At 27.5% G+C, this 24,932-nt stretch carries 22 protein-coding genes and 2 pseudogenes; 8 read left to right on the top strand and 16 right to left on the bottom strand.

Features of this window, described 5'->3' with window-relative positions; all coding sequences use genetic code 11:
* Window positions 1-13: 13 nt before the first annotated feature.
* The 9 genes and pseudogenes from BINT_RS12025 to BINT_RS11985 form a co-directional block, all read right to left on the bottom strand.
* Window positions 14-568 (bottom strand): DJ-1 family glyoxalase III, encoded by a 555-nt coding sequence (locus BINT_RS12025; RefSeq protein WP_041177459.1) that lies wholly within the window; start codon window positions 566-568, stop codon window positions 14-16.
* Window positions 569-689: 121 nt separating this feature from the next.
* Window positions 690-1,282, bottom strand: a pseudogene (locus BINT_RS12020) (tetratricopeptide repeat protein).
* A 146-nt stretch (window positions 1,283-1,428) separates the two neighbouring features.
* Window positions 1,429-2,061 (bottom strand): bifunctional 4-hydroxy-2-oxoglutarate aldolase/2-dehydro-3-deoxy-phosphogluconate aldolase, encoded by a 633-nt coding sequence (locus BINT_RS12015; RefSeq protein ID WP_014488855.1) that lies wholly within the window; start codon window positions 2,059-2,061, stop codon window positions 1,429-1,431.
* 46 nt (window positions 2,062-2,107) lie between these two features.
* Window positions 2,108-3,514, bottom strand: coding sequence for a glucuronate isomerase (gene uxaC / locus BINT_RS12010; RefSeq protein WP_014488854.1), 1,407 nt, complete (start codon window positions 3,512-3,514; stop codon window positions 2,108-2,110).
* 93 nt (window positions 3,515-3,607) lie between these two features.
* Window positions 3,608-4,675, bottom strand: a complete 1,068-nt coding sequence (gene uxuA / locus BINT_RS12005; RefSeq protein WP_041177458.1) for a mannonate dehydratase — start codon at window positions 4,673-4,675, stop codon at window positions 3,608-3,610.
* 25 nt (window positions 4,676-4,700) lie between these two features.
* Window positions 4,701-6,326 (bottom strand): mannitol dehydrogenase family protein, encoded by a 1,626-nt coding sequence (locus BINT_RS12000; protein ID WP_014488852.1) that lies wholly within the window; start codon window positions 6,324-6,326, stop codon window positions 4,701-4,703.
* Window positions 6,327-6,393: 67 nt separating this feature from the next.
* A complete protein-coding gene (locus tag BINT_RS11995; protein ID WP_014488851.1) occupies window positions 6,394-7,833 on the bottom strand; it encodes an MFS transporter in 1,440 nt (479 codons plus the stop codon).
* Between the two features lie 70 nt (window positions 7,834-7,903).
* Complete coding sequence (uidA, locus tag BINT_RS11990; protein WP_041177457.1) at window positions 7,904-9,715, bottom strand: beta-glucuronidase; 1,812 nt, start codon at window positions 9,713-9,715, stop codon at window positions 7,904-7,906.
* 42 nt (window positions 9,716-9,757) lie between these two features.
* Window positions 9,758-10,657 carry a hypothetical protein gene (locus BINT_RS11985; RefSeq protein WP_041177456.1) on the bottom strand — a complete coding sequence of 300 codons (900 nt, stop codon included), beginning with the start codon at window positions 10,655-10,657 and terminating at the stop codon, window positions 9,758-9,760.
* A 285-nt stretch (window positions 10,658-10,942) separates the two neighbouring features.
* On the opposite strand from BINT_RS11985, the gene BINT_RS11980 reads away from it, so the two are divergent.
* Window positions 10,943-11,650, top strand: a complete 708-nt coding sequence (locus tag BINT_RS11980; protein WP_014488848.1) for a GntR family transcriptional regulator — start codon at window positions 10,943-10,945, stop codon at window positions 11,648-11,650.
* Between the two features lie 5 nt (window positions 11,651-11,655).
* Here the strand turns inward: BINT_RS11980 and BINT_RS11975 are convergent, their stop codons facing one another.
* The 6 genes and pseudogenes from BINT_RS11975 to BINT_RS11950 all read right to left on the bottom strand — a co-directional run bounded on the left by BINT_RS11975 (window position 11,656) and on the right by BINT_RS11950 (window position 15,457).
* Window positions 11,656-12,678: a sugar kinase gene (locus tag BINT_RS11975; RefSeq protein WP_014488847.1), complete on the bottom strand. Its 1,023-nt coding sequence runs from the start codon at window positions 12,676-12,678 to the stop codon at window positions 11,656-11,658.
* A 182-nt stretch (window positions 12,679-12,860) separates the two neighbouring features.
* A complete protein-coding gene (gene sec2 / locus BINT_RS14595; protein ID WP_234944329.1) occupies window positions 12,861-13,202 on the bottom strand; it encodes a thioredoxin-like selenoprotein Sec.2 in 342 nt (113 codons plus the stop codon).
* Between the two features lie 25 nt (window positions 13,203-13,227).
* A pseudogene (gene sec1, locus BINT_RS11965) lies at window positions 13,228-13,544 on the bottom strand (thioredoxin-like selenoprotein Sec.1).
* A gap of 85 nt (window positions 13,545-13,629) precedes the next feature.
* A complete protein-coding gene (locus tag BINT_RS11960) occupies window positions 13,630-13,941 on the bottom strand; it encodes a thioredoxin family protein (RefSeq protein ID WP_014488843.1) in 312 nt (103 codons plus the stop codon).
* A gap of 51 nt (window positions 13,942-13,992) precedes the next feature.
* A complete protein-coding gene (locus BINT_RS11955; RefSeq protein ID WP_014488842.1) occupies window positions 13,993-15,006 on the bottom strand; it encodes a permease in 1,014 nt (337 codons plus the stop codon).
* Between the two features lie 175 nt (window positions 15,007-15,181).
* Window positions 15,182-15,457: an ArsR/SmtB family transcription factor gene (locus tag BINT_RS11950; RefSeq protein ID WP_014488841.1), complete on the bottom strand. Its 276-nt coding sequence runs from the start codon at window positions 15,455-15,457 to the stop codon at window positions 15,182-15,184.
* A 168-nt stretch (window positions 15,458-15,625) separates the two neighbouring features.
* Between BINT_RS11950 and BINT_RS11945 the strand changes: the two genes are divergently transcribed.
* The 3 genes from BINT_RS11945 to BINT_RS11935 are packed head-to-tail and all read left to right on the top strand — an operon-like array spanning window position 15,626 to window position 17,983.
* Window positions 15,626-16,654, top strand: coding sequence for an aldose epimerase family protein (locus BINT_RS11945; RefSeq protein ID WP_041177455.1), 1,029 nt, complete (start codon window positions 15,626-15,628; stop codon window positions 16,652-16,654).
* A gap of 37 nt (window positions 16,655-16,691) precedes the next feature.
* Window positions 16,692-17,333 (top strand): class I SAM-dependent methyltransferase, encoded by a 642-nt coding sequence (locus BINT_RS11940; protein WP_041177454.1) that lies wholly within the window; start codon window positions 16,692-16,694, stop codon window positions 17,331-17,333.
* A 35-nt stretch (window positions 17,334-17,368) separates the two neighbouring features.
* Entirely contained in the window at window positions 17,369-17,983 is a 615-nt protein-coding gene (locus tag BINT_RS11935) for a rubrerythrin family protein (protein ID WP_014488838.1), read from the top strand.
* Window positions 17,984-18,074: 91 nt separating this feature from the next.
* On the opposite strand, the gene BINT_RS11930 is transcribed toward BINT_RS11935, so the two are convergent.
* Window positions 18,075-19,325 carry an NAD(P)-dependent alcohol dehydrogenase gene (locus tag BINT_RS11930; RefSeq protein ID WP_014488837.1) on the bottom strand — a complete coding sequence of 417 codons (1,251 nt, stop codon included), beginning with the start codon at window positions 19,323-19,325 and terminating at the stop codon, window positions 18,075-18,077.
* Between the two features lie 563 nt (window positions 19,326-19,888).
* Between BINT_RS11930 and leuS the strand changes: the two genes are divergently transcribed.
* The 4 genes from leuS (at window position 19,889) to BINT_RS11915 (ending at window position 24,932) form a co-directional block, all read left to right on the top strand.
* The gene (gene leuS / locus BINT_RS11925) at window positions 19,889-22,450 is read left to right on the top strand and encodes a leucine--tRNA ligase (RefSeq protein ID WP_014488835.1); all 2,562 of its coding nucleotides are present in this window, start codon (window positions 19,889-19,891) and stop codon (window positions 22,448-22,450) included.
* Window positions 22,451-22,582: 132 nt separating this feature from the next.
* Window positions 22,583-22,747: a hypothetical protein gene (locus BINT_RS14825; RefSeq protein ID WP_014488834.1), complete on the top strand. Its 165-nt coding sequence runs from the start codon at window positions 22,583-22,585 to the stop codon at window positions 22,745-22,747.
* A gap of 131 nt (window positions 22,748-22,878) precedes the next feature.
* Entirely contained in the window at window positions 22,879-24,168 is a 1,290-nt protein-coding gene (locus BINT_RS11920) for a tetratricopeptide repeat protein (protein WP_014488833.1), read from the top strand.
* Window positions 24,169-24,419: 251 nt separating this feature from the next.
* Complete coding sequence (locus tag BINT_RS11915) at window positions 24,420-24,932, top strand: DUF2971 domain-containing protein (RefSeq protein WP_014488832.1); 513 nt, start codon at window positions 24,420-24,422, stop codon at window positions 24,930-24,932.

Genomic DNA, 24,932 nt, shown 5'->3' with positions numbered 1-24,932 from the left:
TTTTTATAATTAATTATTTGATCAATGGTACTAATAAAGCATTTGCTAATTCTTCATTAGATCCATTTAAATATTTTACTATTTCTAAAGCAAAGAATACTGTAGTAGCAGGTCCTTTAGAAGTTATAACATTATCGTTACAAACTACTAAGTCTTTTTCTACATATTCACCGCCTTTTACATATATTTCACAGCTAGGATAGCAAGTATATTTTCCATTTATAACTCCAGCTTCACCTAGTACTATAGGAGAAGCACATATTGCTGATACTAACTTTTTACTTTCATACATATCTCTAATTTTTTCTATAACTCTCATATCTGCTTTTAAATTATTCATGCCTATCATTCCACCAGGAAGAGCTATAGCATCAAAATCATAATTCATTATTTTTTCTAGAGTTGTATCTGCTTTTATAAAAATATTATGGGAGCCTTTTACATCTAAATTATCAGTTAAGGAAGCAGTTACTACTTCTATATTTGCTCTTCTTAAAACATCAACAATAGTCACAGCCTCTATTTCTTCAAATCCTTCAGCTAAAGGTACTAAAACTTTTTTGGACATATTATCATCTCCTTTATTAACTAATTTACCTATATTATATAATATTTTATATTTATAATATTGCAAGTAAATTATTTTTTATATTTTATAATATGTAAAATATGATTAAAGTTTAAAATTTCTATATGTTACTACCATCATTATTTAGTTTTTCTATAGCTTTTTCATATCCTAAGTCGGCTGATTTTTTTAAATATTTTTGAGATTTAAGAATATACTTTTCTTTTTTTTCTTCTTCTTTTTCATGATTTGAAAGTATGTTATATAGTTTGTAGAGATCATAATATGCTATATAGTCTTCATCATAAAACTCTAATGTTTGCTTTAAATATTTAATAGCTTTTTTATATTTCTTTTTTTCCTATATGCTACAGACATTAGATAATAGGCATCGGAATAGGCTTTGTTTTTTACAATAGCTTTTTCCAAATCTTCTATAGCTTTATCATAATCTTTTTTTGCCATATAAACTTCTGCTCTATAATAATAAGTATCGCTGTCATGAGGATATATTTCAATAGATTTATTATAAGTCTCTATTGCTTTATCATAATCTTTTATTTCATAATATACTCTTGCTAAATTATGATAAGCATCTAAATTATCATTGTCTATTTCTATAACTTTTAATAAATCACCAATAGCTTCATCATATTTTTTATTTTGAATATTGCTCAATGCACTATAAAAATATTTGTTTTCTTCACTAATCATATTATAAACTGTCCTAAATATTAAAGATTATACTTTGAAATTATACAAAAAATAATAAGTGAATGCAAATTTATTTTATATAAATTTATATTCACCTATATTATTTATACATAGAAAGTATATAAAAATCATATAATAAAGTTTTATTAAATTCCCAATTCTTTTATTAAATGATGAGCTTCTTCAAATCTTCTTTTTATTTCTTTCCAATTTTTTTCTTCCATTAAGTTTCTAGGACATAACCAAGAGCCTCCGCAGGCAAATACATTTTTGTTTTGCAAATATTCTTTTGCATTGTCTATACTTACACCACCCAAAGGCATAAATTTTACTCCGGTATGCTGATAAACAGGAGCTATATTTTTTATCCAATTAATTCCTCCGTATAAACCTGCATGGAAGAATTTTATATATTTATGTCCGTAAGCTAAACATTGTTCTATTTCAGCAGGAGTCGCAGCACCTGGTATATAATGATAATTTTTCTTTTTGGCATATTCAAGCATTATAGGCTGAAATCCTGGGCTTATTATTATATTCGTTCCTAAGTCAAGTATTCTATCAACCTGTTCTGTATTTAAAACAGTAGCAGCAGATCTTGGAAGTGTAGGGTAGTCTTTGGCTAATATTTCTAAAGCTTTGTATCCGTATTCTGTTCTTAAAGTTAATTCTATAGAAGGAAGAAATTCTAGACAAAGTTCTGCTACATTTCTTATTTCTTCTTCATTTTCAATGACTACTACAGGTATTATTTTATTTTGTATATATTTTTCTAACATAAAAAACTCCTTAAAATGTAAAACTATGATTTATAATTTATCATGCTTAATTATTAAAGTAAATATTAGAATTATTGAAGCATATATTTTCTATTATATTTCCTAAATATTTAATATCGTTAGGAACTTCGCCTTTTTCAGACCACTCTCCTATTATATTGCATAATATTCTTCTAAAGTATTCATGTCTTGAGTATGATAAGAAACTTCTTGAATCAGTAAGCATACCTACGAATAAAGCTAATGATCCAGTATTGGCAAGAATTTTTATCTGTTCTTCCATTCCGTCTTTATTATCACAGAACCACCAAGCGGAACCTAATTGCATCTTTCCTTTTATACCGCCTTCTTGAAAACATCCCATAAGAGTTGAAAGAGGATAATAATCTTTATGATTAAGGCTGTAGAAAATAATTTTAGGAAGTCCTCCATCATTATTAGCAGTCTTTAATAATAATGATAATTTTTCTATGATATTAGAATCTCCAACAGAATCATATCCTGTATCAGGCCCTAATTTTTTAAACATTACTTCATTATTGTTCCTCATAGCGGAAATATGTATTTGCATAACTAAATTTGATTCTTTATATTTTTTTATTAATTTTATAAGAATATATGTTTTGTATTTTTCTATATCTTCATTAGATAATGTTTCTTTGTTCATAGCTTTTTTGAAAATATTATCAATATTTTTTTCTTCATCTAAATTAAATGGTACTGTTGATAAAGAACAATCGCTTGATACACAGCCTAAATTTTTAAAATAATCTATTCTATTATATAAAGCTTCAATTAATGATTTTATATCTTTTATATTTATTTTGCTTGCATTTTCAAGCTTTTTTATATAATCACTGAAATCAGGCATTTCTATATTTATAGACTTATCAGGTCTGAAAGAAGGTACTATTTTTGTATTAATTTGTCCTATTTGAGCTTTACCTTCTTTTATTAATTTATGATATTCCAAATTATCTATAGGATCATCGGTTGTTCCTATGGTATGAACTTTAAATTTTTTAAGAATATCTTTAATAGTCATATTCTGTAATTTTTGATTAGCTTTTTCCCATATTATATCAGCATTATCTTCATTAATAACTTCATAAATATCGAAATATCTTTGAAGCTCCAAATGACTCCAATGATAAAGAGGATTTCCTATTAAATTAGGTACAGTTTTTACCCAAGCAATAAACTTATCATAATCGGATGCATCACCTGTTATGAATTTTTCATCTATGCCATTAGCTCTCATCATTCTCCATTTATAATGATCACCATAAAGCCAAATCTCTGTTATATTTTTAAATTTTTTATTTTCAGCAATCTCTTTCGGATTTAAATGACAATGATAATCAAATATAGGACATTTGCAGGCATAGTTATGAAAAAGTGTTTTTGATGTTTCATTATATAATAAAAAATCTTTATCCATAAAAGTTTTCATGATATTTATCCCCTTTGATTTGTAAAGTATAAAATAAATGCAATACTTTTATAAAATAAAATCATAAAAGTATTGCAGCTAATATATATTTAATTATTTACCCATCTTTTCTATAGCTTCCCATAATCCCTGTAGATAAACAGCTCCTAATGCTCTGTCATAAAGTCCGTAACCTGGCATAGATACTTCGTCCCATATAGCTCTTCCATGATCAGGTCTGAATGGTCCTTCAAAGCCTATATCATAAAATGCTTTCATAATAGCAAACATATCCATAGATCCGTCACTTGATAAGTGAGCTGCTTCTTGGAATTTACCCGGGGCTGTATGCTCTAAATTTCTTACATGGGCAAAGAAAATTTTTCCTTTTAAACTTCTTACTATATCAGGTATATCATTTTTAGGATTAGAACCTAAAGAACCTGCACATAATGTTACTCCATTGCAAGGACTATTAACACTATTAACCATCCTTAAAATATTTTCTTTGTTCACTATTATTCTAGGAAGTCCGAATACAGGCCAAGCAGGATCATCAGGGTGTATAGCCATTTTTATATTGTATTTTTCACATGTAGGCATTATAGCAGTTAAGAAATATTTCAAATTTTCAAATAACTTTTCATCATCAATACCTTTATACATTTCAAAAAGTTCTTTTAATCTGCTTAGTCTTTCAGGCTCCCAACCAGGAAGTACGAATCCATTAGAGCTTGAATCAATTTGTTCGAACATTTTCTGAGGATCTATTTTATCTATTATATCCTGATCATAAGATAAAACAGTAGATCCGTCGGGTCTTACCTTAGCTAAATCGCTTCTTGTCCAGTCGAATACAGGCATGAAATTATAACATACTAAATTAATTCCCTCTTTACCTAAAACCTCTAGTGTTTTTATATAGTTTTCTATATATTTATCTCTGCTAGGCAAACCTATTTTTATATCATCATGTATGTTTACACTTTCTATACCATATATTTTTAATCCGGAATCTTCTACTTCTTTTTTTAGAGCTTTTACATCTTCTTCTTTCCAAGCATCTCCAACTTTACTATCATATAGAGTTGTTATAACTCCTTTTACACCAGGTATTTGTCTAATTTGTTTTAGAGTTACAGAATCAAAATTCTTACCAAACCATCTTAAAGTCATTATCATAATAAAAATTCTCCTTCGTTTTTAATTAATTTATATATTTGTTCAGACATTCTTTTACAGCATTTTCACTTGCTATCATCTCTCTGAAATACCCCTCTATTTTTTCTCCAAGATTTATTTCTTTATCGTATAAATCAACAGCGAATATAACTTTATTAGAAAGTATAGGCTTTAAATTATTTCCGATACTTTCTTTATTTTTGAATTGAATATTTTTTATATGTTTTTGCAATTCTTCAAGCATAGGATCAGGGCTTATATCTATAGGTTTTCCATTATCATCAATACCAATTAAATACCTAAGCCAAGCTGCTATAGTTAAAGGTATGCCTATCAAAGAAGATGTATCCAGTCCGTTTTTTATATAAGATTTTAAAGTTTCTCCGTATCTTATAGGAATTTTTTGAGAAGTATCTGTTGCTATTCTTTTCGGAGAATCAGGTATATAAGGATTAACTAAACGTTCATCAATTACCTCTTTTATAAAATCTTTTGGATTTAAAATCTTTGGGTCGGCAACTACTTTCATTCCTTCATCATATCCTATTTTTTCAACTAGTTTTTTTAATAGAGGATCTTTCATCTCTTCATATATAAAATTATAATTTAGTAAGCATCCGAATACTGCTAAAGCTGTATGCAAAGGATTTAAACATGTTGTAACTTTCATTTTTTCTGATGTTTGAACTGTTATTCTATCAGTTACATATACATGAGCTTTTTCAAATTCTGCTCTTCCATTTGGAAATAAATCTTCTATAATTAAATATTCAGGAACTTCAGCATTTACAAAAGCCGCCATATTATTATGCCCAACTTTAAATACTGACATTTCTTCAAGTCCTATTTCTTCTAATTTTTTTGCTATAATTTCAGAAGGTCTAGGAGTGATTTTGTCTACCATACTTAAAGGAAAAGCGGTTTTTTTATCATCTTCAAGATATTTTATAAAACCCTCATCAGCAAATCCTTTTTTTACCCATTCCTTAGCTATATCAATAATAGATGATTTTAATTTGTCGCCATTATTTGAACAGTTATCTATACTGAGCATAGCTATAGGATAGGCACCGTTTTTATATCTTTCTAAAAGCATAGCAGTAGAGATACTCATAATGTTTTTTGCTTTTTTAGGACCATTATTAATGTCTTCTTTAACTGTGATGTTGTAATTGCCATTTAAATCTTTAATAGAGTAACCCTTTTCTGTAATAGTAAAACTTGCTACTTGAAGAGAATTTGATATAAATATTTTTTTTAATTCTTCGTAGTTATTTATGAAATCGGCATGTACTACATCAGTTATACTTCCTATGATTTTTTTATCTATATCTCCACTGCTTTTAATAGATGCTAAAAGAGTGAGATTATCGAAAGGTTTATATACTTTATCAATCATTTCGTAATCATCATCTCTTCCAGCGGCATGTGTATCTATGGCTATTATACCAGTATCTATTATATTTTCATTCAAAAGAGTATCTGCTACTGCTGCTATAAAACCTCTGAATATATTTCCTGCTCCAAAATGAACCCAAGTAGGTTTTTCAGAAGTATTTTTTCTAATTTGTTTGATATCATATGTAGGTGTTTTTATATTAGAATTTTTCCAGAAAGTTTTATCATTTAAATTTTCTATATTGAGTTTCATAACATATCCTATATTAGTATACTAGTATTTTAATAAAATAATATAAATAGTCAAGTAAAATTCTTTTTTATGAATTTTTAGCTTTTATTTCAGCTATAGTTCCCTGTATCTCTTCCATTTTTTCTTTAGTAAGCGGATAGAATCTCATAGCTATAATATTAAGTACCCATCCAATCATAGGGGCAAAGAATACACAGAACATAGTTACCCAGAAAATAGCTGTTGAGTATGGAGTGTCAGGAGTAGGCTGAGTATCTTTAAAACCAATCATAGCTATCAATAATCCAACTATAGTAGTGGCAAAAGATGATATGATTTTATCAACGCAGCTAAATAATGTACCCATTAAACCAGGAACATATTTTCCGGATCTGTAAGTTTCATAATCTGCACAGTCAGCAGTCATAGGAATAACTATATTTGTTGAAATTCCAGCAAATCCCTGCATAAGTATCCATAATACAATAAATGCTATAGTAAAGAAATTGAGATTTGTAAAGCTCATAGTTTTAGGATCTCCGAATATAAATAATAATGCCAATAATGCAGCAAAAATTATACATCCTATAGTACCAAATAGAAGAGCTTTTCTCTGTCCTAAACGGCTTGCTACAAATTTCATACCTAATATTATAATAATTATACTTGGTATACTATATATAGCAGATACTTCACCGCTAAGTGCATAGTTTCCGCATATTATACCATAAAGCATAACTAAAACTATAGAGTTGGTTTGTATAGTAACAAAAAGTTTACTTGTGGAAGCTGCAATTACAAGCATTTGTATAGCTCTGTTTTTTCTTATAACAGTCCAGTAATCTTTAAATGTAATTAATTGAGGCTTTCCAAGTCCGAAATATTCTGTTCTATCTTTAGTCCATAATCCTATTACAGCCAATGCTGATAAACAAGCTGATACAATTATAGTAAATATTAAGAAAGTATTAAAAAAGTCAGCATTAAAACCGCCGTATTTTGGTATCCATACTTTAGAAACTACTATCTGCATACCAGCAAATAATACAACATTATAACTTCCGTCAAATATAGTAAAATAAGGTCTTTGTTTAGGATCATTAGTAAGACAAGTTTGTGCTGATTTTGTAACAACGCATTGTAAAGTATATCCTATAATATAAACAGCATAAACTAAAATGAAAAATAACAGCCTCATATTTTGAGGTGCTTTATATACAAATTTGTACATTATTATACAAGAAATTATCATTACAATATTTCCTGCTACTATAAAAGGTCTGTTTTTTCCAAATCTTCCATTTGTTTTATCAAGCAAGTAACCTACAAAAGGATCAGTTACAGCATCCCAAATACGCATAACTGTAAGCAATGTAGATACTAAAACTACTCCTAAGCCTAACATTCCTGTTGCATAGTATGATATAAAAAACATAAAGAACATATATAAATTTGTTGCGGTATTATTGAATGCAAAGAATGCTATTTGCCATATTTTGGCTCTATGATAAGTATTTGTATTATCCATATATTATATCCCTCCTCTTTTGTAAAAAGGGTAGAAAATATTTAATTTTCTACCCTAATTTTAGTAATGATTATTTTTTGGATTTATAATCTAATGGCAATTTAGTCCATCTGTTTCTTATGTAATGAGCAACGGCTTTAGGCTGACGATTTCTTGTGAATATACCTTTTTTATTTCCGTCTACTCTGAATATTCCTTCAGTAGTTTGGAAGTCAGCGAAGTTCCATAATTGTTCTCCAATTATAAAGTCATAGCTGTCAAAAACTTTGAAATTCATTTCATAGTATTCGCATTGATATTCCTCAGACCACATTACAGAAGGAAGTTTATGAACACCTGCATAAGTATCAGCTCCGTATTCAGTGAACATAACTGGTTTATTCATACTAGAATATAAATTCATTTCTTCTTTAAATTTTTCTTCTGACATATCTATTTCATAACCGCCTAGGAAATACCAGCCATAATATCTATTTAATGTAATTACATCACATAAATGCATACATTTGCATTTTCCTGGTGATGATGCCTGAATAGCAGCAAAAGTTTTAGGAAGATTTTGTTTATCCTGACTTTTAGCAAAATTGAATATATCTTCAAAATATGGCACAGCTTCATCTTTTGAAGTATCAGGCTCATTGAATAAACTCCACATAACAACAGAAGGGTGATTTTTATCTCTTTTGATAAGTTCTTCAACTGCCTTTTTATGCACTTCTTTAGTTTTGTTATGTACTTCATCTAAAGAGAAATAATCAGTTTTTGAAGCACCAGGGTTTAGTACTGAACCTACATCAAACATACCTACAGCAGCAACTTCATCTATTATTACTATACCTTCTCTATCAGCAGCCTGCATTATTTCTTCGCTATAAGGGTAATGAGATGTTCTAAATGAATTTGCTCCAATCCATTTAATAAGTTCAAAATCTCTTTTTATTATAGGAGGGTTGTATGCTCTTCCTGCTATTTCGCTGTCTTCATGTTTTCCGAACCCTGTAAAGTAGAAAGGTTTTCCATTAATTAAAAACTTAGTTCCTTCAACTTTTACAGTTCTTATTCCAAAGTCTAAATAGTATTCATCTATAAGTTCATCTCCGTTTTTTATGCAGGCTATGAATTTATATAAATAAGAAGCCTTTGGATTCCAGAGTTTAGCATTTTTTATAACTATTTTTCCGCTTTTTCCTTCAGCATTTGCCGCTTCATTACCTTCTTCATCAAGTATTTTAATATATACTTTGTTTTCACCTGTAGTATGTACTTCATAGTTTACAATTCCATCACCGCCGTTTATATCTGATACTATATCTATATCATGTATATATTCTTTATTTGTAACAGTGATTTTTACAGGTCTGTTTAATCCGGCATAATTAAAAAAGTCAAAAGAAGGTTTGATATATTTTTTGCCTGAAGGTTTAGTTTCAGTATGTCCGCAAGGTATTGTTGTATTGCTAAGTTCATTATTAACAACAACAACTAATTTATTTTTTTCTCCAAATATACCTGCTTCATTTACAGGAGCATTGAAAGGCATAAATCCTCCCACATGCGTACATACTTCTTTTCCATTAATATATACAGTAGCTTCATGAGTTGCACAACCGAATCTTATATTAACATCCTTATCTTTCCATTCTGAAGGCAGATAAAATGAAGTTTCATACCATACATCTCCAGCATGTTCTCTTATATTTTTATCTGTAAAAAGATCATTAAAGCTAGATGGTACAGGTATAAATGTAGTGTCTTTAAGTCCGTTAGCATAACCATTTTTTCTGCCTTCATTGTTGGAGTCAATCTTAAATTCCCACATACCAGATATATCAATTACTCTTCTTGTTTTGCTTTCTCTAGGATATAACATAGAATTAACCATATTCAAAAAATTCCTCCGTATATTTATATTTTATAAAATTAATTAATCAAAGAATAATTTTGTTAAATCAATACCAACTTTAAGTTCAAATCCCCAACCATTTTTATTAAATTGAGATGATCCTATTCCTAAAGCAGACATATCTTGTTTAAATATACCGCCATAGAATAATCTAGGTTCGATAAAGAAAGTCCATTCTTCTAAGAAGAACTGTAAACGAGGATTGAATCTTATCCAATACCAATCTTTAAATGAAGTTTGAGCACCTGATAATATTTTGAATTGTATTTCAGGTCTTAAAGCAAACCAATCATTGAAACGCATTTGATAAGCTACTCTGAATTCAGTACCATCATACCAGCCTTGAGTTAAAGCACCTGTTTGAGAATTATACTGATTTCCTCTCAAATATATATTTTGCTGAGCCATAAATGTTATAGAATGTGATTTGAACGCTGCAACGTCTGGAAGTTTTTTATTCAAGTACATTACAAATACAAAATCACCTGTTGAAGTAAATCCTAAACTGAAAGTATTAAATAAGTGCATATTTCCTGTTAATTCAACCATAGAAAATGGATTTGAGCTGTTTTTTCCAGTTCTGCTTCCCTCTTTCCAACTAGGGTCATATACACTTGGATTATCAAATTGAGCTTGAAGTATAAATCCAAAACCTAACCATGGAACACTTTTTAATGTCTGCATATAGGTTAATTTAGTATCGAAATTTTCCATCATTCTTTTTGCTTTAGGATCTGTTCCCAAACTTGTTAAGTCTCCTGAAGCATATTCGATATAGAAACTTAGCATTTTCATTGATCCAGGATATACATTAAAAAACTGATAAGCAGGGTTTGTCTGAGTATTTGCTGCTTGCTGAGCAAATAACATAGTGCTTACTAAAAATGAAAAAACTAAAACATTAATAAAAACTTTTTTCATAATAAAACTCCTTTACTAACATACTAGTATTTTAGTAAAAATAAAATCCATTGTCAATAAAAATGATGACTTTTTTACAAAAAAGTAATATTTTAGATTTTTTATTTATATTTTTATATCTTGAAGTTTATTGATAAATGATGTATCTTTAATACTTATAAATTAGATAACTAAATATAAAAATTGTTAATGTGCAGCAGTTTTATTTAATGGGGAAGCATAGTTAGTAACAATTTTTATTAGTAATGATAAAAAATAATAATTTGAAGGATATATTTTTAGATTATGCCTAAAGCTAAGAATAATAATGCAGATAATTTAATAATATTGGATAGGGAAATTAATGAACCTATAGGGGATTATGCAGTTAGATGCTTAGAATATAATATCATAAATATGACATTGCTTCCAGGTACTTTTATTAGCGAGAAGATAGTAAGCGAAGTATTATCTATAAGCAGAACTCCTATAAGAGAGGCTTTTTCAAGACTTGAGAAAATTAATTTGATAGAAATATATCCTCAAAAAGGAACTATGGTTTCATTGATAGATACTAGCATAGTTGAGGAAACTAGTTTTATGAGAATGGTTCTTGAAAAAGAAATTATAAAAATGGTTTGTAAAAATCATTCAGAAAAAGATTTAAAATTATTAAATAAAAATATAGAGCAGTATGAGAAGAATATAAATACTAATAAAGTTTATGATCTTCTTAAATTGGACAATGAATTTCATGAATTGTTATTTTCAATGGCAGATAAAAAATTGACTTTTAGTTTAATAAGAGATTCAATAAAACATTTTAATAGGGCTAGAATATTCAATATAATGGAAATGGACAGAACTAGAACATTAACAGAACATAGAAATATACTGCTTTATATAAAAGAAAAAAATATAAAAAAGCTTCTTCCTATTATGGAGGTGCATTTAACTCATGTAAAAGATGACATGGTGTTTTTGAAAAATAAATTCCCTGAATATTTTAATTAGAGAATTTACCTTTTTACATCTAAACCATTTTCTGATTTCATTAAATTTATTACCTCCTCTTTTGTTGTTAAATTCCAATCTCCTGGTATACTATGCTTTATACAAAATGAAGCAGTGGCAAATTCCAATATATCCTGATAATTATCAAATAGCTGAATGCCTGAAAGTATTCCAGCAGCAAATGAATCTCCTGTTCCTATTCTATCAATAATATTTTTTATATAGTATTTTTTTGATTTATATAATTTTTTATCAGCATATAGCATGCAATATATGTTGTTATGATTAGAGCTTATAGTTTCCCTTTTTGTTGTTACTGTCATTTCCAAAGAATATTTATTAATTAATTGTTGCATAATATCCATATAATCTTCATCGCTAATGTTTCCATCTACATCTACATTGCTTTTTACACCTAATATTTTTACAGCATCATATTCATTGGCAAATACTATATCAGAATGTTTTACAATTTCAGGCATTACTTCTTCTATAGTCTTTCCATATTTCCATAATTTTTTTCTGTAGTTTATATCGCATGAAACTTTTACATTTCTTTTTTTAGCTTCTTTTACAGCATGTAATGTAAGATCAGCAGCAGTTTGACTTATAGCAGGTGTTACTCCGCTTATATGAAAGTATGAAGCATCATTAAAAACTTTATCCCAATCAAAATCTTCTATTAAAGCCTGAGAAATAGAAGAATATTCTCTGTCATAAATAACATTTGAACTTCTATAATTATTACCAGGGTCTACAAAATATATTCCAAGTCTTTTACCTTCCCAAGATATTGCAGAGGTATCAACTCTATGACTTAAAAGTAATTCTTCAACCTTTTTTCCTACAGCATTATTAGGTAAAGCTGTTACATATCTGCTTTTTAATCCAAATATTGAAGCTAAAACACAAATATTAGCTTCTACTCCTCCGAATGTTGCATTAAGTTTTGAAGATTGAAATAATCTTTCATTATCTATTGATGAGAGCCTTAGCATTATCTCTCCAAAGCCTACTATATATGACATTTTATTACCTCTAATTATTTAATAATATACTAGTATGTCAATAATCTTCTAATAATATGATAGTACACTAAATATTAATTGTCAAATAAATATTAAAATTTTTTTAATAAAAACGATATAAACGAATAAAGGCCAAATAATGAATATTTAGCCTTTATTCTGATATTAGAGAATAAAAAATACTATAGATTTTCTTTTAGAATTTTAATGATTTCTTCTTTGCTTAATACTTTACCATAAGAAAGAACTTTATCATCTAATAATAGGGCAGGAGTTGACATTACTCCATAAGAAGCTATTTCAGCCATATCTTCTACATATTTAATGGCTAAATCAAGTTTTGCTTCTTCTATAGCAGCTATTGTATTTTCTTCTAGCTTTTTACAATTAGCACAGCCTGTACCTAATATTTTTACTCTTGCCTCTATAGGCGATTCTTTTGTTGTTTCCTCTTCAACGAAGGGAGTAATAGATGGTCCTCAGCCGCATCCGCCTTTTCCGAATAAAATATCTTTTAATGACATGTTATCTCCTTAAAATTTTTAATATTTATAATTTTTCTTTTAAAATATTTACTATTTTTCCCTATCCAAAACTTCTCCATAGGATATGAGCTCATCATTAACAATAAGAGCCGGTAAAGTCATCACACCATAATATGACATAGTTCCTTTACTGTCTGTATATTTTATGGATAAGTCTAGATTTAAATCCAATATAGCTCTTCTTAAGTTATCAAGCATATCAAGAGAATTTTCATCATCATTACCTAAAAGCAGTATTTTTTCTACTTCTCTTTCTATACCCTCATCCTCTAGAGGGTCAGGCAAACATCCTCAGCCAAATTGTATTTTTTCTATAGCCATAATATACCTCCAAAGTTAGTATATACATATTATAGGTATATATGAAATAATTGCAAATTTAAAAATGAAAAAAATCATACATTTTTTACAATTTATCTTTTAATAGTTCTATTATTTCATCTTTATTTAATACTTTACCATAAGATAATACATTTTCATCTAATACTAAGCTAGGTGTGGATATAACTCCATAAGAAGCTATTTTTTCTATATCATAAACATGTCCTACTGTTAAATTAATCCCCATATCTTTCAAAGCTTTCAATGTGTTTTCTTCTAATTTTTTACAGTTATTACAGCCTGTACCTAATATTTTTATTCTAGCATTTTCTTCAGATGATGTTTGACATGAACCGCCGCAATTGCATTGTGATTTTTTATTATTATTAAAAAACATAATTTACTCCTTTTTTATAGTTTTTATTATTAATATTTACTAAAAATTAAATCATGCAAAAAGAAAATAAAAATTATTAAATAAGTATCCAATAATAATTATTCCTAAAGTTACTATAAATACAAAAAATATTAAAAGAGGCATTTTAACGGCTTTTTTAAGCATAATAATAGAAGGAAGAGATAAGGCAGTAACTGACATCATAAATGATAAAATAGTGCCAAGTCCTGCACCTTTATAAAATAAACTCTCTGCTATAGGTAAAGTTCCGAATATATCAGCATACATTGGAATTCCTACCAAAGAAGCTAAAGGCACAGAATACCAATTATTTTTTCCTAGTATTGTATTTATCCATTCTGATGGTATAACATTATGAATAAAAGCTCCAATTCCAACTCCTACAAAAATATATAAATAGACTTTTTTTATAGTTTCTATAACCTGTTCTTTTGAATATATTAATCTCTCTTTTTTTGTCATAGTTTGTATTTCTAATTCAGTGTTATTTACTTTTATATTTTTTATAAAGTCTTCTAAATATTTTTCCATTTTAAGTTTGCCTATCAAACTACCTCCGGCAACAGCAAGTACAAGTCCTACTACAACATAAGCAATTGCAATCTTCATACCGAATATGCTTGATAAAAGTATTAAAGATGCTAAGTCTACTAGAGGCGATGATATTAAAAATGAAAATGTCATTGAAATAGGTATTCCTGCAGAAGTAAATCCTATAAAAAGCGGTATTGATGAACATGAGCAAAATGGTGTAACAGTACCGAAAAGTGCAGCCAATATATTTGCTGATATGCCTTTAAATCTGCTTAGTATTTTTTTAGTTCTTTCAGGTGGAAAATAAGATTGAATATATGATATACAAAATATAAGAACTGATAACAACACAAATATTTTTATAACATCATAAATAAAAAATTGTATTATTCCTTTAACTGTTTCTGATAAGGCAAAATTATTTAATATGTTTCCTATTAAAGTATTAAGCCATTTCATAGATATGATTTGATCTTGTATAAATATAAATATTGATTTTATTATTGTCATAATTTAATTTCCTTTATATACTAAAAAATTTTTAAGTTTGTCAATTTTTTGTTGTTATTTTTCTTGCCGCACGCCTGCCAAAGGCACGCACAGCGGGGGCAAAGCCCCAGATATAAAAACAAAAATATAAATTTATTTTTGACAAAATATAGTTGTTTAGGTATAAAATTAATCTTTATAATTTGATGTAATAATTTAATAATTCTTTTGCTCTTTCAAAACCTTCTTTGTTTATGCTATAATAAGTCCATTTTCCTTCTTTTCTTGGTATCACTACTTCAGCATCGCATAATATTTTCATATGATGTGATAATGTAGACTGCACTATTTTTAATTCTTCTAAAAGTTTGCAGGCGCATATTTCATCGTTTTTAATCATATCTAATATTTGAAGTCTGTTTTCATCGCAGAATGCTTTGAATATTATTGCTTCTTTTTTATAGTCTTTCATATTAATAATATCCTTATTAAATTTATATATCGAAGTTTATCGATGTGTTTAATATAGCATACATATCGATAAATATCAATATGTTTTTTATCTTTTTTTATATTATTGAAATAATGCTGTATAATGGTATAATATAGCATTACTATATAAAATATGGAGTTTTTTACTATGCAAGTTAAAAATTTTGGAAACGGATATCTTTTATATGAATTAAAAAATGAAAATGATATGATATTAAAACTTACAGATATCGGTGCTTCAATAGTTGGCGTATTTTTCAAAGATAAAAACGGAAATGAAGTGCAGGTATCATTTGGAAGCGATGATTATTCATTTTATTTGAATCCGCATGATTATATAGGTGCTTCTGTTGGAAGAATAGCTAACAGAACTATAAATGCTGAGTTTACACTTGATGGACAAACATATAACTTAACTAAAAATGATAATGGAAAACATCATTTACATGGCGGCGATAAAGGAATATCATTTCAAAAATTTGACTCTAAGGTTTTGGATAATCATTCTGTATTATTCAGCTACAGTTCAAATGAAGGCGATGAAGGTTATCCTGCCAATGCTGATATAGATATAACATACTCTTTAACAGATGATAATGAAATAATTATAGAATATTTTGCTGCAGTGAATGCTCCTACACCAATAAATCTTACTAATCATGCTTATTGGAATCTTAATGGAGAAGGCGAGATATATGATCATAATTTATTTATAGATTCTTCATTTTATTTGCCTGTAACAGATGAATGCGTATCTACAGGAGAGATTTTAAAAACAGAAAATACTCCTTTTGATTTTACTAAAACAAAAAAAATAGGTGCTGATATAGAAAAAGCAAATGGTTATGATAATTGTTTCATATTTAATGAAAAAAATATATTATCTAATACAAACGAAGAAGAGAATAATTTGAATAAATTAAGAGCTTCATGCCATAGTGATAAAACAGGTATTACTTTAGAGCTTTATACTACAAAACCGGCCATGCATTTCTATTCAGGAAATATGCTTAATAATAGAGAAGTTAGAAATACAGTTTTAAATAAGCATAATGCATTTTGTTTTGAAACAGAGTACTTACCTGGTGCTGTAAACTTCCCGCATTTTCCAAGTATAATATTTGATGCTGACAGAAATTACAGTCATAAAACAATATATAAATTATCACTAAAATAATTATAAAGAATTATAAAAAATATTTTTGGAATGGTATATGGACAGTAAGAATAAAAAATCAATAATAATAGAGCATTATATAGAAAGGGTAAAAGATTTTAATATACCGGAATATAAAGTTTTGGATTGGGAATCGCAGGACGCTCAGGAGGCTAGATTTTCTGCTTTGCTTAGTCATTTTGATATAAGAAAGTCAATTTTACTTGATGTGGGATGCGGACTTGGACATTTAGCTGAATACATAGATAAGCAGAATATTAATACTTACTATATTGGTATTGATATAATGCCAGAGATGATTGAAAGAGCTAAGCATAAGAAATTTAAAAATATTAATCCGCAATTTATGACTATAGATTTTTTTAAGAATTCTGATACAAAAGATGATTTTGATTATATATATTCTTCCGGTATATTTAATCTTAATCTTGGAAACAATGAAGAGTTTTTAAGAAATGCTGTTAGAGATTTTTTAATTGCTGCTAGGAAAGGCGTATGCTTTAATTTGCTTGATATTTCTTGCAAAGAAAAATATGGTGATAAATATTACTACTATAAAAAAGATGAAGTATTCAATATGGTTTGCGATATAGTAAAAGATTTGGATTTAAAATGCCAAATAAAAATATCTGATGAATATTTATCAAATGATTTTTCTGTATTTGTTGATATATTATAATAAAATATATTTAATAAATTAAGGAGTAAGAATTTATGTTAAAAAGATTATTAATAATTTCTATTTTTTTGATTTTCAGTTTTTTAGTATATTCTCAAACTCCAAAAACTGCTAATAATACTTTAGAAGCTGTGTCTATAGCTTATGATGTAGAAATTAATTCTTCTTTTGCTTATGCTAAATTTTCTGCAGCTTCAAAAAATAAAGCTATAGTTAATTTATTTCAAGCTGTTTCTGATTCAAAATCTTGGCATGCTAATATTTTATATAATGCTGCCATTCAAGATAAGATAACAGACACCATTTTACAAGCTAAAGTAGGAGATCCTAAAGTAGGAACGGACATTGAAAATTTAAAATCAGCTCAATCAATGACATCTTATGAATATACTAAAATGTATCCTGAATTATTAAAAGTAATAAATAAGGATAATAAAAAAGAAATGTCAAATGAGATGAATAATATAATAAAAGCAGAAAAATCACATAATGCTTTATTTACTCAAGCTATAAGCAATTTGCAAAATAATAAACCGTTATCAGATAAATATTATTTATGTGAAACTTGCGGTTATGTTGAAGCAAATTCAGCACCTAATAAATGTCCTATATGCGGCAGTGCTAAAAATACATTTAAAGAATATAAATAATTAATCTACTATTAAAAATATAAAAAATAAAAGGCTGAAAGTGTTATACCTACAGCCTTTATTTTTTTATATGGTATTAAATTATTATAAGTTATTTATTTATAGTACGCATATCTATTACATATCTGAATTTTACTTTTCCGTCTATAACTTTTCTATAAGCATCTGATATAGTTTGAGCATCTGCTTTTATAATTTCCACAGTAGGATAAATATTATTTTCTATAGAATAGTTAAGCATTTCCTGAGTTTCTTTTATGCCTCCTATAAGTGAACCAAATAATTTTTTACTGCCATGCTGTCCGACCATTGCTATAAGAGTCGGCATTTTAGAGGTTCGAGGAAGTCCTAATATACACATAGTACCGCCTCTTTTAAGCATACGCATATACATATTAACATCATAATAAGCTGGAATTGTACTTATTATATAATTAAGAGTATTATTAACATTTTTCAAATCTTCTGTGTTATTAACATTAACATATTTTACGGCTCCCATATTCAAAGCGTCCTGTCTTTTATCTTCTGTTATATCAAATACTGTTACTTCAGCACCTAATTTAACAGCATATTTTATAGCCATAGAACCAAGTCCCCCGAATCCAGCAATACCTATTTTATCGCCTTTCTTTACATTCATAATTTGTATAGGTGAGTATGTTGTAATACCTGCACAAAGAAGAGGAGCAACTTTATCTAGTTCTGCATTATCTGGTATAAGTATTGCAAAATCTTCAGACACCACTATATTATCAGAGTATCCGCCTTGAGTTATTTCATTATTATGGAATCTATCTCTTGATCCGTAAGTATAAACAGCTCTATTTAAACAGTACTGTTCCAAATTATCCAAACAGCTTTCACATTGTCCGCATGAGTTTACCATACAGCCTACGCCGGCAAAATCTCCAACTTTGAATTTTGTTACTGTATTTCCAACCTGTACAACTCTGCCGGCTATTTCATGTCCTACCACTAAAGGAGTATTGCTTGATTTTCCTTCAACAACATGTATATCGCTATGGCATATTCCGGCATAAAGTATTTCTATTAAAACATCATTGCTTCCTACTGCATGTCTTGTAAACTCATGGTATTTAAAATCCATATTGGCTGAAACTGCAGCAAAGCCTTTTGTTTTTACTCTGCCGTTTGCATTGGTTTGTATATTGATAGGGGCTTTTTTTAATTCCTGATTATACATTGCGTTTGAAGAATTCTTCTGATTATTAACAGCATTATTATTTTCTGTATTTACACTTGTTTGTGCATTTGATGAATTATTACATGACAACACATATAATATAACTAGCATTGTAATTAATATAGCTTTTTTCATTTTATAATCTCCTTCATAAATTTCTATAATTATATTATATCATTGAAGTAAACTCCAGAGTCAAGCAATTTTTTTAAATTTCTTCATATATTAAATTTTATTCTAATTCCCACCCATTTTGTTTTATAGTTTTCTTTGTTATTATTGTTCTATTATTCTTTTGAGTTATTACTGTTATTATAACGCCCACCCTAGATTTATTTAGATTTTGAATTTCCACACCGCACGCAGAGCTATATTATAAATATAAATAGGTTTTGAATGTTAATTTTAATTATATATAAAATTTAGTTGAACGTGCGTAGAGTTAGTCTTTAATTTAATAATCGCTTGGGTGGGTGCTTTTATTTCTTATTTGGCTGTAAATATAATTAAAGTTATTATTTTTAAATAAGTCTATAAAATAAGAGGGTGGGGCATGTAGTAGAATTTAAAATAATATTATCACTTGAAAAATATATGAATTTGCAATATAATTTTCGACATTAAAAATATGTAAACTAAATTTTAATATTTTAATAAAAATTAATAGTATCTATCAAACAAACTACGGAGTGTTAATCATGGAATATAATTTTACTACCATTGAAAAGAAATGGCAGAAATTCTGGAAAGATAATCAGTCTTTCAAAACAGTATCTAAACCTACAGACAAAAAATACTATGTACTAGAGATGTTTCCATACCCATCTGGAAAAATGCATATGGGACATGTTTCTAATTATACTATAGCTGACTCTATAGCTAGATACTATAAACTGTTAGGATATGATATTTTGCACCCAATGGGCTGGGACGCTTTCGGTATGCCTGCAGAAAATGCTGCTATAGAACATAAAACTCACCCTGCTGAATGGACTTTGAAAAATATTGCTAATATGAAAGAGCAGTTAAACTTGCTTGGATATTCCTATGATTGGGATAGAGAAGTTACTACTTGTTTGCCTGATTATTATAAATGGGGACAATGGTTCATATTAAAAATGTATGAGAAAGGTCTTTTATATAGAAAAGGCGGGGATGTTAACTGGTGCGATCATTGTAATACAGTACTTGCAAATGAACAGGTTACTCCTGAAGGTACTTGCTGGAGATGTGATGGAGAAGTTACTAAAAAGAAACTTGAACAATGGTATATAAAAGTTACTGATTATGCAGAACAATTAGATGCAGATTTGAAATTATTAGAAGGTTATTGGCCTGATAATGTTATAGCTATGCAGAAAAACTGGATAGGAAGAAGTGTAGGTGCTTATATCAATTTCAATTTAGATGACGGTAAAGAGTTCCCTATATTTACAACTCGTCCGGACACTATTTATGGTGTTACTTATATGGCTATAGCTTGGAACTATGACGGACTTTTGGATATGTGTACTCCTGAACAAAAAAGTGCTGTAGAGGAGTTTATTAAAAAGTCTGCTAAGATTGACCAAAAGACAGATTATGAGAAAGAAGGTGTATTTACTGGAAGATATGTAGTTAATCCATTTAATGGAGAGAAAGCCCCTTTATATGCTGCTAATTTCGTTTTAGCTGAGTATGGTAGCGGTGCTGTAATGGCTGTACCTGCTCATGACCAAAGGGACTTTGAATTTGCTAAAAAATACAATATTCCTGTAAAAGTTGTTATACAAAATGCTGACAATTCTTTAAAAGCTGAAAATATGACTGAGGCTTATACTGAAGACGGAACAGTTGTTAATTCAGATATTTTAAATGGACTTTCTTCAAGAGATGCTATAAAAAGAGCTATAGAGTATGCTACAGAAAAAGGTTTCGGAAAAGAAAAAGTTCAATATAAACTTAGAGATTGGCTTATATCAAGACAAAGATATTGGGGCAATCCTTTACCATTTGTACATTGTGAGAAATGCGGTGTTGTTCCTGTACCTGAAAGCGAACTTCCTATAACACTTCCTATGGATATAGAGTTTACAGTTGGTGATAACCCTCTTAAAAAATCAGAATCATTTGTTAATACTACTTGTCCTAAATGCGGCGGCAAGGCTAGAAGAGAAACTGATACTATGGATACATTCACATGCAGTTCTTGGTATTATGCTAGATATACAGATGCTCATAACACTCAAATGCCTTTCGATCCTGAAACAGCAAATGCTTGGCTTGGGGTTGATCAGTATATAGGCGGTATTGAACATGCTTGTATGCACCTTTTATATTCAAGATTCTGGTACAAGTTTATGAGAGATATAGGACTTGTTAAAGGAGATGAGCCTTTCAATAGACTTCTTACTCAAGGTATGGTTTTAGCAAATAGCTATGAATCAAGAGAGTTAAAGAAATTCTATACTCAGGAACAAATGAACAATAAAGAGTATGAGAAAGATGGCATTAGAAAAGAAGATATAATAGTAAAAATGGAGAAGATGTCTAAATCAAAAGCTAATGGTGTTGATCCTGCTGAGATTATAGAGCTTTTCGGTGCTGATGCTGTTAGAATATTCGTTATGTTTGTTGCTCCTCCTGAAAAAGATAAAGAATGGTCTGATGAAGGAGTTAAAGGTTCTTCAAGATTCTTAAATAGAATTTGGAACTTATTCCTTAAATACAAAGATGAAGAAGCATTCAAAAACGGCAAATCATTTGATTATAATAATCTTTCAAAAGAAGGACAAAAATTATTCAGAAAATATAATAAAACTATTAAGAAAGTTACAATAGATATTAAAGACAGATTCCATTTCAATACTGCAATTGCTGCTTTGATGGAGCTTTTGAATGATATGTCTGTAATAAAATTAGCTAATAATGATGATTATGCTATGTTTAAAGAAGTTATAAGAGGATATTTAATACTTCTTAATCCTATAGCTCCTCATATGACAGAAGAACTTTATCAGATATTAAACTTTGGTAAAATGATACTTGAGGAAAGCTGGGTTGAACATGATGAACAGTATTGTAAAGATGATACATTTGAGCTTGTATTCCAAGTTAATGGTAAGATAAGAGATAGGGTGGAAGCTGATGTTAATATAAGCGAAGATGATGCAAAAACTCAGGCATTAGCAAGTGAAAAAGTTAAAGCATTCACAGACGGCAAAAACATTGTTAAAGTAGTTTATGTTAAAGGCAAACTTGTAAATATAGTTGTAAAATAAAATATAATTAATTTAGAATAATAAAAAAGAGTATGGATTAAAAGTCCGTACTCTTTTTTTAAAAAATGAACTATATATAGTTTTCTTTTATTATATTATTAATATAATAATACATATTAGTTAGGAGTTGATATGTTTTTAGATGATGAATTAGAAAGAATTAATATAGAAGATGAAAATCTGGTAATGATACTTCAAAATATAATAGTTGATCTAAATAAATATGAAATAAATGATTATAATAAAGTATTAAATTTATTATACGAAATTGAAAAAAATATCCTAAATATTATATAGTAACAACATTAATAGCAGAAATTTTATATAATACTAATAATGAAGAATACATTAAAAAATCAATAAAATATTACAATAAAACTATAGATTTAATATCAGAATTAAAAGATGTTATTGTTAGAGAACAATTATTGAAATGTAATTGTTATGGTAAAATAGCTAATTTTTATTTTGATAGAAAAGAATATCTGAATGCAGTTTATAATTATGAAAATATTCTAAATATATTAGAAAATATAAAAAATAAGGATTATGAATTAATGTTATTTACAGCTGATAATTATTTTGCAAATGCTAATGCATATTATAATGAGTTTTTAAAATCAGGAAATATGGATAACATAGAAATAATGTTTGAATATTACAATAAAGCAATAGATAGTTATAATTTGATAGATAATAAAGATTATAACATTATAAAAAATATAGGAATGTGTCATTACCAAATAGCAAATATTAATTTAAAGTGTAATATGCATAATTTAACTGTTACTAATTTCGATTTGAATTCAAAAATGTTTGATATTTGTATAACAAATTTTAATGCTGCAATAAGTAATTTTCAATATATCTTAAAAAATAGTGTTACTAATTTACTATCAGATTATCAACAATTTGAAATTAATTTTAAAATAGCAGAGTCATATTTTTATTTGGGATATATTTATTATTTATATCATTTAAGCAGTAATGTATATCAATGTTATGAAAATGCAATGTTATATTATAATGATGCTTTTAAATTAATTTCAAATACAGATAATATACAAAATAAAATTGTTGTTTTAAATCAAATGGGAATTTTATACTCATATTTTGGAAATTATAAATTATCTATAAATATATATAAATATGCAGTTAATATTATAGGAGATATTAAAAATATAAGAAATGATCCTCAATTATATCTATCTATATATATAAATTTAGCTAGTTCTTATATAAAAAATAAAAACTATGATGAAGCAATAAAAATATCAAAATATCTATATGATAATATAGAAAATATAGGTCTTAATAATGAACATGATATTACAAGTATCATATTATCATTATCTATAGTATATGCTATAACTAGAAAATATGATGAAGCTATAACAATTCTTAAGAAAGCAATTAATGAAAATTATACCCATTATGATATATATCATAATTTAGGTCGTTGTTTAATTGAAAAAGGAAATTATCAAGAGGGCATTAATTATATATCTAAATCTAATAGAGAACAATCAAAAGCTTATTTAGCTTATGCTCATCTAAAATTAAATGAAAATGAAAAAGCATATGAGATATTAGATGAACTTGTAAAAAATAATGTAAATTATGATGTTTTTATCATTGTATACAGAATGTATGAAGAAGCTTTATTAGATAAATTAAAGTCTAAAGATATTATTGAAAAAATATTAAAAAAAATATAGAATCATATATTTCCAATAATATTAATATAAAAGATAATATATTATATCAATATATACCATGGTATTCAAAAAATGTAACTGATGAAGTCAAAGAACTTATAGAAAATGAGCAAATTGAATTCAGAAATCCGACTACATTTAATGATCCTATAGATCCTCCTACGAGACTATTAGAAAAAGATGATATACTTTATGAATTAACTAATAATTTTCAAATATGCTGTTTAACTACAGAACCATATAATATATTAATGTGGGCACATTATGCTAATAAACATAAGGGTATATGTATTGCTTATGATATTACAGATTTTTTTAATGAAAAAGATGTTTTATTAGAAAAGTTAATGTATACAACAAAATTAACTTTTGATTATAAAAATGAATTGGATAATTTTTTTAATATTGAAGATGAATATCATCGTTTAGAAAGCGATAATATATATCCTTTACATCTATTTTTAACTAAAAATGTGCAATGGATGTATGAAAATGAATTTAGATTAATTAAATACATAGGTAATATTAATAATATTATTAATATTGATGGATATGATTTTATTAAATATAAAGATAATGAAAATAGTGATTATAAAATTAAAATAAGAAAAAAAATTCATATTAAACATATTTATTTAGGAAAAGATATAGAAGGAAATGACCAAAAAATTATAAAAGAGATAGCAGATAAAAAAACTATCCCTGTTTCAAAAATAAAATGTAAAAAAAGTAATCTATATGAACTAGAAAGTTATGATTTGTAA

Source organism: Brachyspira intermedia PWS/A (assembly GCF_000223215.1).
GTDB classification, from domain to species: Bacteria; Spirochaetota; Brachyspiria; order Brachyspirales; family Brachyspiraceae; genus Brachyspira; species Brachyspira intermedia.
The sequence above is the reverse complement of the archived record's forward strand: the minus strand, read 5'-3'. Positions and strand labels throughout refer to the sequence as shown.

Excerpts from the sequence above, each read along its gene's own strand:
- BINT_RS12025 (WP_041177459.1), bottom strand. The coding sequence starts at position 568 with ATGTCCAAAAAAGTTTTAGTACCTTTAGCTGAAGGATTTGAAGAAATA.
- BINT_RS12015 (WP_014488855.1), bottom strand. The coding sequence starts at position 2,061 with ATGTTAGAAAAATATATACAAAATAAAATAATACCTGTAGTAGTCATT.
- uxaC (WP_014488854.1), bottom strand. The coding sequence starts at position 3,514 with ATGAAAACTTTTATGGATAAAGATTTTTTATTATATAATGAAACATCA.
- uxuA (WP_041177458.1), bottom strand. The coding sequence starts at position 4,675 with ATGATAATGACTTTAAGATGGTTTGGTAAGAATTTTGATTCTGTAACT.
- BINT_RS12000 (WP_014488852.1), bottom strand. The coding sequence starts at position 6,326 with ATGAAACTCAATATAGAAAATTTAAATGATAAAACTTTCTGGAAAAAT.
- BINT_RS11995 (WP_014488851.1), bottom strand. The coding sequence starts at position 7,833 with ATGGATAATACAAATACTTATCATAGAGCCAAAATATGGCAAATAGCA.
- uidA (WP_041177457.1), bottom strand. The coding sequence starts at position 9,715 with ATGGTTAATTCTATGTTATATCCTAGAGAAAGCAAAACAAGAAGAGTA.
- BINT_RS11985 (WP_041177456.1), bottom strand. The coding sequence starts at position 10,657 with ATGAAAAAAGTTTTTATTAATGTTTTAGTTTTTTCATTTTTAGTAAGC.
- BINT_RS11980 (WP_014488848.1), top strand. The coding sequence starts at position 10,943 with ATGCCTAAAGCTAAGAATAATAATGCAGATAATTTAATAATATTGGAT.
- BINT_RS11975 (WP_014488847.1), bottom strand. The coding sequence starts at position 12,678 with ATGTCATATATAGTAGGCTTTGGAGAGATAATGCTAAGGCTCTCATCA.
- BINT_RS11960 (WP_014488843.1), bottom strand. The coding sequence starts at position 13,941 with ATGTTTTTTAATAATAATAAAAAATCACAATGCAATTGCGGCGGTTCA.
- BINT_RS11955 (WP_014488842.1), bottom strand. The coding sequence starts at position 15,006 with ATGACAATAATAAAATCAATATTTATATTTATACAAGATCAAATCATA.
- BINT_RS11950 (WP_014488841.1), bottom strand. The coding sequence starts at position 15,457 with ATGAAAGACTATAAAAAAGAAGCAATAATATTCAAAGCATTCTGCGAT.
- BINT_RS11945 (WP_041177455.1), top strand. The coding sequence starts at position 15,626 with ATGCAAGTTAAAAATTTTGGAAACGGATATCTTTTATATGAATTAAAA.
- BINT_RS11940 (WP_041177454.1), top strand. The coding sequence starts at position 16,692 with ATGGACAGTAAGAATAAAAAATCAATAATAATAGAGCATTATATAGAA.
- BINT_RS11935 (WP_014488838.1), top strand. The coding sequence starts at position 17,369 with ATGTTAAAAAGATTATTAATAATTTCTATTTTTTTGATTTTCAGTTTT.
- BINT_RS11930 (WP_014488837.1), bottom strand. The coding sequence starts at position 19,325 with ATGAAAAAAGCTATATTAATTACAATGCTAGTTATATTATATGTGTTG.
- leuS (WP_014488835.1), top strand. The coding sequence starts at position 19,889 with ATGGAATATAATTTTACTACCATTGAAAAGAAATGGCAGAAATTCTGG.
- BINT_RS14825 (WP_014488834.1), top strand. The coding sequence starts at position 22,583 with ATGTTTTTAGATGATGAATTAGAAAGAATTAATATAGAAGATGAAAAT.
- BINT_RS11915 (WP_014488832.1), top strand. The coding sequence starts at position 24,420 with ATGTGGGCACATTATGCTAATAAACATAAGGGTATATGTATTGCTTAT.